Origin of the sequence: Mycobacterium sp. E2462 (assembly GCF_001672685.1) — a bacterium.
In the GTDB taxonomy this organism is placed as follows: domain Bacteria; phylum Actinomycetota; class Actinomycetes; order Mycobacteriales; family Mycobacteriaceae; genus Mycobacterium.
Map to the genome: position 1 here is coordinate 1 of NZ_LZKC01000318.1, position 7224 is coordinate 7224.

The window sequence follows — 7224 nt, forward strand, 5'->3', positions numbered from 1 at the left end:
CTCGATCGGCGGCGCGCGTTGTCCGGGGCCCTCGCGGTGGGTTGTCTGTTGGCCGGCTGCCACGGCGGACCAGCGGCACCCGGCGCGGCCGCACCGGCGGTGCCGTGGCCCGGTGCGGACGTCCTCGGCATCGGCTTGGAGGGCTACCCCTACCCCCATCCCGTGCGTTACCTGGATGTCACGCACGTCGCCCAGGCGGACTGGATCGACCGGCCGGCCCCGCAGTGGGAACAGCGCGCCCGGCTGGCCTACCTGGACGTCGCGCCCGAACGCGCTCAGCCCAAGGGCGCGGTGCTGCTGCTGCATGGCAAGAACTTCTTCGCCGCGTACTGGGCGGGCGTGATCGACGCCCTGCGCGGCGCCGGCTTCCGGGTGGTCGTTCCCGACCTCGTCGGCTGGGGGAAGTCGACCAAGCCCTCGACGTTGACGGCCGGCGCGTCGGTGAGCCACCTGCGCTCGCTGCTGGACCGGCTGGTGCTGGATTCGGTTGCGGTGGTGGGGCATTCGACGGGCGGCCTGATCGCGATGCACCTGGCGCGGGCCCTGCCCGAGCGGGTGCGGGCGCTGGTGCTGGAGAATCCGATGGGTCTCGAGGACTACCGGATTGGCCTGACCAGGCCGGTGACGCGCGACGACTGGGCGCAGGACGAGCGCTCGATGACCGAGGACCAAATCCGTCAGTACCTGGCGCATTACTTCGCGCGCAAGGATTCCCGGCTCATCGATCCCTTCGTCGCGGTTCGTGTGGCGATCGGGCGCGGGCCCGAGTTCGAGCGCTGGGTGCAAAGCTCCGCGGCGGCCACCGAGATGCTGCTCAACGAGCCCGCGGTGGGATTCGTCGGGGCGCTGCGGACCCGGACGTTGTTCGTGTGCGGCCTGTCCGACCGCACGTACGTCGGCGCCAAGTACACCGCGCCCAATGACCAAGCGGCCAAGGGCAATATCGCCGCACTTGCCAGGGCGTGCGCGGCGACCATGCCCGAAGCCCGGTTCGTCGGCGTGCCGGACACCGGCCACATCCCGCATCTGGAGACACCCGCGGCGTTCGGCTCGGCACTGTTGGATTTCTTGGGCTGACACCCGGGTGCCGGGCCGTCTCGACACCCGTCAATTTCGGCGGCGTACAGTCGGCGCATGCAGATCCGCCCGTATCTCGGCGCCAACAAACCTGCGGTCATTCTCTACCCGTCCGGGACGGTCATCACGTTCGACGACCTGGAAGCCCGCGCCAACCGCCTCGCGCACCGATTCCGCGAGGCGGGCCTGGTCGAGGGCGACGCCGTCGCGATCCTGATGGAAAACAACGAGCACATCCACGCGGTGATGTGGGCGGCGCGCCGCAGCGGTCTGTACTACGTCCCGATCAACACGCACCTCACCGCGGCCGAGGCCGCCTACATCATCGACAACAGCAGCGCCAAGGCGATCATCGGCTCGGCCCCGCTGCGCGACACGTGCGCCGCCCTCGCCGAACACCTGCCCGGGGGGCTGCCGAAGCTGCTGCTCATCGCCGCCGGGGCAAGCGACCCCGACCTGCCCGGGTGGGACCGCTACCCGGAATGCGTTGCGGATCAACCGGATACGCCGATCGGCGACGAGATCGAGGGCGACCTGCTGCAGTACTCGTCGGGCACCACCGGCAGGCCCAAGGGGATCAAACGCGAACTGCCGCACGTGCCGCCGGCCGAGGCGCCCGGCATGATGTCGGCGCTGGTCAGCGTCTGGATGACCCCCGACTCGGTGTACCTGAGCCCGGCGCCGCTGTATCACACCGCGCCGTCGGTCTGGTCGATGAGCGCGCAGGCCGGCGGCATCACCACGGTCGTCATGGAGAAATTCGACGCGCAGGGTTGCCTCGACGCCATCGCCCGGCACCGGGTGACCCACGGCCAGTTCGTGCCGGCGATGTTCACCCGCATGCTGAAACTGCCTGCGGCGGTGCGTGACTCGTATGACCTATCCAGCCTGCAGCGCGTCATGCACGCCGCCGCCCCGTGTCCGGTGGAGATCAAAAAACAGATGATCGAGTGGTGGGGACCGATCATCGACGAGTACTACGCGTCCTCGGAAGCGCACGGGTCGACGCTGATCAGCGCCGAGGAGTGGCTGACCCACCCCGGTTCCGTGGGCAAGCCGATGGGCGGCGCCGTGCACATCCTCGACGAGGACGGCAACGAGTTGCCGCCCGGCCAGGCCGGCGAGATCTATTTCGAGGGCGGGCAGTCGTTCGAATACCTCAACGACGCGACGAAGACGGCCTCGTCCCGAAACAAGAACGGCTGGGCCACCGTCGGCGACATCGGCTACCTCGACGAGGAGGGCTACCTCTACCTCACCGATCGCCGGCACCACATGATCATCTCCGGCGGTGTGAACATCTACCCGCAGGAGGCCGAAAACCTTTTGGTCACCCACCCGAAGGTGTTGGACGCGGCAGTGTTCGGGGTGCCCGACGACGAGATGGGGCAGCGCGTGGTGGCGGCCGTGCAGACCGTCGACCCGGCCGACGCCACCGACGCCTTCGCCGACGAGCTGACGGCGTGGCTGCGAGACCGGTTGGCGCACTACAAGTGTCCGCGCTCGATCGCGTTCGAGGCGCAGCTGCCGCGCACCGACACCGGCAAGCTCTACAAGAACGGGTTGATCGAGAAGTACTCGGTGTGACCGATGCTGCGGGTGGTCGACCTTGCGGACGCGCCGCAGGACGGTCCCGTGGCGCCGACCGGCGTGCTCGTCGGTGTCGGCGCGACCGGTGAGCTGCCCGGGACATGGCTCGACGCGGCCACGTTCACGCTGACCGAGGATGCCTGCACGGACCGTCGCGCCGTGACCGTGGCCTCGATACCCGAGACCCTCGCCCTGTTGCGGGCACGCTGTGCGCGTTGGCCGCACGCCAGCGCGATCTGTGACGACGTGCTGCGCGCGGTCGATCCCGAGGGGCCGGCGTTGCCGGGCGTGCTGACCGAGTCGTTGGCGTATTCCACCCTGCAGGCCGGTCCCGAATTCGAACGTTGGCTGCGGGAGCGGGGACCCGTCGACATGCCCGAGATCGCCGAGCCCGTGCGGGCGGTGCGCGACGGCGACACCCTGCGCATCGCGTTCGATCGGCCGCAGCGGCACAACGCGTTCTCCACCGACGCCCGCGCGGCGCTGTTGGAGGCCCTGACGGTGGCGCGGCTAGACCCCTCGGTGACCGAGGTCGTGGTGAGCGGCAACGGGCCGTCGTTCTGCAGCGGGGGTGACCTCGCCGAGTTCGGCACCTTCACCGACCCGTCGAGCGCGCACCTGGCGCGCACCCGGCACAGCCCGGCCCTGGCGCTGGACGCGCTGACCGCCCGGCTCGGCCGGGCGTGCCGGGCCGAGGTGCATGGCCGGGTGCTGGGCAGCGGGCTGGAGATGGCGGCGTTCTGCGGATGGGTCAGCGCCCGCGCCGACGCGGTGTTCGGTCTCCCCGAATTGGGGTTGGGGCTGCTCCCCGGCGCCGGGGGCACCGTCAGCGTGACCCGGCGCATAGGCCGTTGGCGCACGGCCTATCTCGTGCTGTCCGGCCACACCGTCGACGCCGCCACGGCGTTGGCATGGGGGCTGGTGGACGAGATCCGGTCTTAAAATCCCGAGTAGCTCGTCGTGGTCGTCGACGGCATATGCGAGACGACGAACACGCCCGCGACGGCGTAGAGCAGGACAAAGATCACCGAGGCCACGGCGCCCACGATGGCGCCGATGATCGCCCACTTCTTGGCGTTGTTGGCGGCTTCTTGCGCCTCGGGGTAGCGGCCCTGGGCCCACAACCCGGACACCTTGTTGGAGTAGACGATCGAGACGATGCCGAACGGCAGGCAGCACAGCACGGTGCACAGGATCGCCCAGACCAGGTAGTTGTCCGGCTCCTGCTGGCCCTGCCAGCCCGGCTGCGGCTGCGGCCACCCGGACGGGCCCGCGGGGGCCTGCCATCCCGGTTGCTGACCCTGCCAACCCGGGGGCGGCGGGGCCGCCTGCCAGGTGGGTGGCGGCGGCGGCGCGGCCTGCCATTCGGGAGGTTGCTGACCCGACTGCCATTCGGGCGAACCCTCGTGGGGCTCCGGGGGGTAACTCATGGCAGCCGCCTCCTTGAGATTTGCCGGCCCGCACGGGTTCGCCCTGGCGCCGCTTTGCTGGTGGACGAAGTCAGGCAAATATAGCGCAAACCCGGCCCACGATCGGGACATCGTCGCGTCGAGTCAGATGCCCCCGCGCGCCACCAGCTGGCGGGCGATGACGTTGCGCTGAATCTCGTTGGTGCCCTCACCGACGATCATCAACGGCGCGTCACGGAAGTAGCGCTCCACGTCGTATTCCGTGGAATAGCCGTAGCCGCCGTGGATGCGGACCGCGTTCAGCGCGATCTCCATCGCGACCTCCGAGGCGAACAGCTTGGCCATCCCGGCCTCCAAGTCGCACCGCTCGCCGCTGTCGTAGCGCTCGGCCGCGTATCGGGTCAGCTGGCGCGCGGCGGTGAGCTTGGTCGCCATGTCGGCCAGGTAGTTGCCGATCGACTGGTGCTGCCAGATCGGCCGTCCGAAACTCTCCCGCTGCTGGGCGTAGGCCAGCGCGTCCTCGAGCGCGGCCGTCGCCACCCCCAAGGCCCGGGCGGCCACCTGGATCCGGCCGGTTTCGAGGCCCTTCATCATCTGCGAAAACCCGTGTCCCGGCGCGTCGCCGAGCACCGCCGACGCCGGCACCCGGAAGTCGTCGAAGGACAACTCGCAGGCCTCGACGCCTTTGTATCCCAGCTTCGGCAGGTCGCGCGACACGGTCAGGCCGGGCCCGTGCCCGGCCAGCACGATCGAGATGCCCCGGTGCGGCGGCGTGGCGTGCGGATCGGTCTTGCAGAGCAGGGCGATCACGCCGGACCGGCGCGCGTTGCTGATCCAGGTCTTGGTGCCGTTGATCACCAGGTTGCCGTCGCCGTCGGGCGCCGCGGTGGTCGACATGTTCTGCAGGTCCGACCCACCGCCGGGCTCGGTCAGGGCCATGGTCGCCCGCAGCTCGCCGGTGGCCATCGGCGGCAGGTAAGTCCGTTTCTGCTCGTCGGTGCCGAACAGCGTCAACAGCTTGGCCACCACGGTGTGCCCGCCCATCGCCCCGGCCAGGCTCATCCAGCCGCGCGCCAGCTCCTCGGTCACCCGCACGTAGCACGGCATCGACACCGGCGACCCGCCGTACTCCTCGGGGATCGCCAGGCCGTAGATGCCGATCCGTTTCATCTGCTCGATCCACGCCTCGGGGTAGTCGTTGGCGTGCTCGACCTCGCGGACGGTCGGCTTGACGTCGCGGTCGATGAAGGCCCGCACCGTGGCGACCAGCATGTCCTCTTCGTCGTTCACCTTGCGATCGGCCTCCTGACTCGATGGTGGCGACCCGCTTCGCCCGGCTTCGCCGCCCTCGCGATCGCCACCGGTTGTTGGTGGCGACCCGCTTCGCCCGGCTTCGCCGCCCTCGCGATCGCCACCGGTTGTTGGTGGCGACCCGCTTCGCCCGGCTTCACCGCCCTCGCGATCGCCACCGGTTGTTGGTGGCGACCCGCTTCGCCCGGCTTCGCCGCCCTCGCGATCGCCACCGGTTGTTGGTGGCGACCCGCTTCGCCCGGCTTCGCCGCCCTCGCGATCGCCACCGGTTGTTGGTGGCGACCCGCTTCGCCCGGCTTCGCCGCCCTCGCGATCGCCACCGGTTGTTGGTGGCGACCCGCTTCGCCCGGCTTCGCCGCCCTCGCGATCGCCACCGGTTGTTGGTGGCGACCCGCTTCGCCCGGCTTCACCGCCCTCGCGATCGCCACCGGTTGACCCTCTATTCGACAGCCTGCCAGCATGTGGCGTTGTGGCTAGTAACGGGTATGCGGCGGTCCGCGACGGCGGGGCCTACTTCGACGAGCTTGCCGTCGGTCGGGTCTTCGACTGGGCGCCGACGATGACGCTCTCGGCGGGGCTCGCCGCTGCCCATCAGGCGATCGTCGGCGACCGGTTGCGGCTGGCGCTGGACACCGACCTGTGCGCCGCGGTGACCGGAGCGCCGGGTCCGCTGGCCCACCCGGCGTTGGTCTGCGACGTCGCGATCGGGCAGAGCACGCTGGTCACGCAGCGCGTGAAGGCCAACCTGTTCTATCGCGGCCTGACGTTTCACCGGTTCCCGGTCATCGGCGACTCTATGTACACCCGCACCGAAGTGGTTGGGCTGCGCGCCAACTCGGCCAAGCCCGGCCGCGCGCCGACGGGACTGGCGGCGCTGCGCATGACGACCATCGACCAGGCTGAGCAGCTGGTGCTCGACTTCTACCGCTGCGCCATGCTGCCGGCGAGCCCGGGCTGGCATCCCGACGCGGCCGGCCCGGGCGACGACCTGTCCGCCGTCGGCGCCGGCGCGCTACCACCGGCATCCGAGCCGGCCGCGCACTGGGACGGCGACGCGTTCCGCGCCAAGGTGCCCGGCCCGCACTTCGACCCCGGCCTCGCGGGCGCGGTGCTGCACAGCACCGCCGACGTGGTCAGCAGCGCGCCCGAATTGGCTCGGTTGACCCTCAATATTGCTGCGCCGCATCATGATTCACGGGTCGGCGGTCGCCGGCTGGTGTACGGCGGCCACACCATCGGCCTGGCGTTGGCCCAGGCGAGCCGGCTGTTGCCCAACCTGGCCACGGTGCTGGGCTGGGAGTCGTGTGATCACACCGGTCCGGTGCACGAGGGCGACACCCTCTACAGCGAACTGCACGTCGAGTCCGCGGCGGCCACCGAGCGCGGCGGCGTGCTCGGGCTGCGATCGCGGGTGTTCGCGGTCGCCGACGAACCCGACGCCGCCGACCGGCCGGTGCTGGACTGGCGGTTCAGCGCCCTGCAATTCTGAGCCCGCTGGACACCGCGCGCACAATGGTGGCGTGAGCTGCGCGCCGTCGTGGGCGGTCGAGAACTGGGGGAGCAGCGGGCTGGCGTTCCTGACCGGCCTGCCTGCGGGCCCCCCGGACTTTTCCCGCGCGCAGGTGCTCGCGCGCGCCCAGCGGGTGGCCGACGCCGCCGGTGCCGCGCTGGGCATCGCCGTCGACGCCGCCACCGTGCTCGCAGGCCGGGCGGCGCTGCTCGGGTTGACCCGCGCAGGCCGGGTATCGGCGGGGGGCGCCACCCGATTGCTCGCGGCTCGCGACGGCTGGTGGGCGCTGACCCTGTCCCGGCCCGACGACCTCGCCGCCGTTGCCGC

The 7224-nt window shown here is 70.7% G+C and carries 6 protein-coding genes and 1 pseudogene; 5 read left to right on the plus strand and 2 right to left on the minus strand.

Translation table 11 applies throughout. The features are described 5' to 3' along the window. The 3 genes from A5714_RS16435 to A5714_RS16445 all read left to right on the plus strand — a co-directional run. Nucleotides 1–1077 (plus strand): alpha/beta fold hydrolase (locus A5714_RS16435; RefSeq protein ID WP_068286779.1); only part of this gene is annotated, 1077 nt, incomplete at its 5' end. A gap of 57 nt (nucleotides 1078–1134) precedes the next feature. Next, complete coding sequence (fadD4, locus tag A5714_RS16440) at nucleotides 1135–2664, plus strand: fatty-acid--CoA ligase FadD4 (protein ID WP_068286787.1); 1530 nt, start codon at nucleotides 1135–1137, stop codon at nucleotides 2662–2664. Nucleotides 2665–2667: 3 nt separating this feature from the next. Continuing rightward, the gene (locus A5714_RS16445) at nucleotides 2668–3609 is read left to right on the plus strand and encodes an enoyl-CoA hydratase/isomerase family protein (RefSeq protein ID WP_068286798.1); all 942 of its coding nucleotides are present in this window, start codon (nucleotides 2668–2670) and stop codon (nucleotides 3607–3609) included. Here the strand turns inward: A5714_RS16445 and A5714_RS16450 are convergent. Next, nucleotides 3606–4097 carry a CD225/dispanin family protein gene (locus A5714_RS16450; RefSeq protein WP_068286802.1) on the minus strand — a complete coding sequence of 164 codons (492 nt, stop codon included), beginning with the start codon at nucleotides 4095–4097 and terminating at the stop codon, nucleotides 3606–3608. The two genes, A5714_RS16445 and A5714_RS16450, sit on opposite strands and share 4 nt — an antisense overlap. Nucleotides 4098–4220: 123 nt before the next feature. Beyond that, nucleotides 4221–5366, minus strand: a complete 1146-nt coding sequence (locus tag A5714_RS16455; protein ID WP_068286805.1) for an acyl-CoA dehydrogenase family protein — start codon at nucleotides 5364–5366, stop codon at nucleotides 4221–4223. A 490-nt stretch (nucleotides 5367–5856) separates the two neighbouring features. Between A5714_RS16455 and A5714_RS16465 the strand changes: the two genes are divergently transcribed. Both A5714_RS16465 and A5714_RS16470 read left to right on the plus strand, forming a co-directional pair. Beyond that, a complete protein-coding gene (locus tag A5714_RS16465; protein WP_068286811.1) occupies nucleotides 5857–6876 on the plus strand; it encodes a MaoC family dehydratase in 1020 nt (339 codons plus the stop codon). Nucleotides 6877–6907: 31 nt separating this feature from the next. Beyond that, a pseudogene (locus A5714_RS16470) lies at nucleotides 6908–7224 on the plus strand (CoA transferase); the annotation flags it as partial.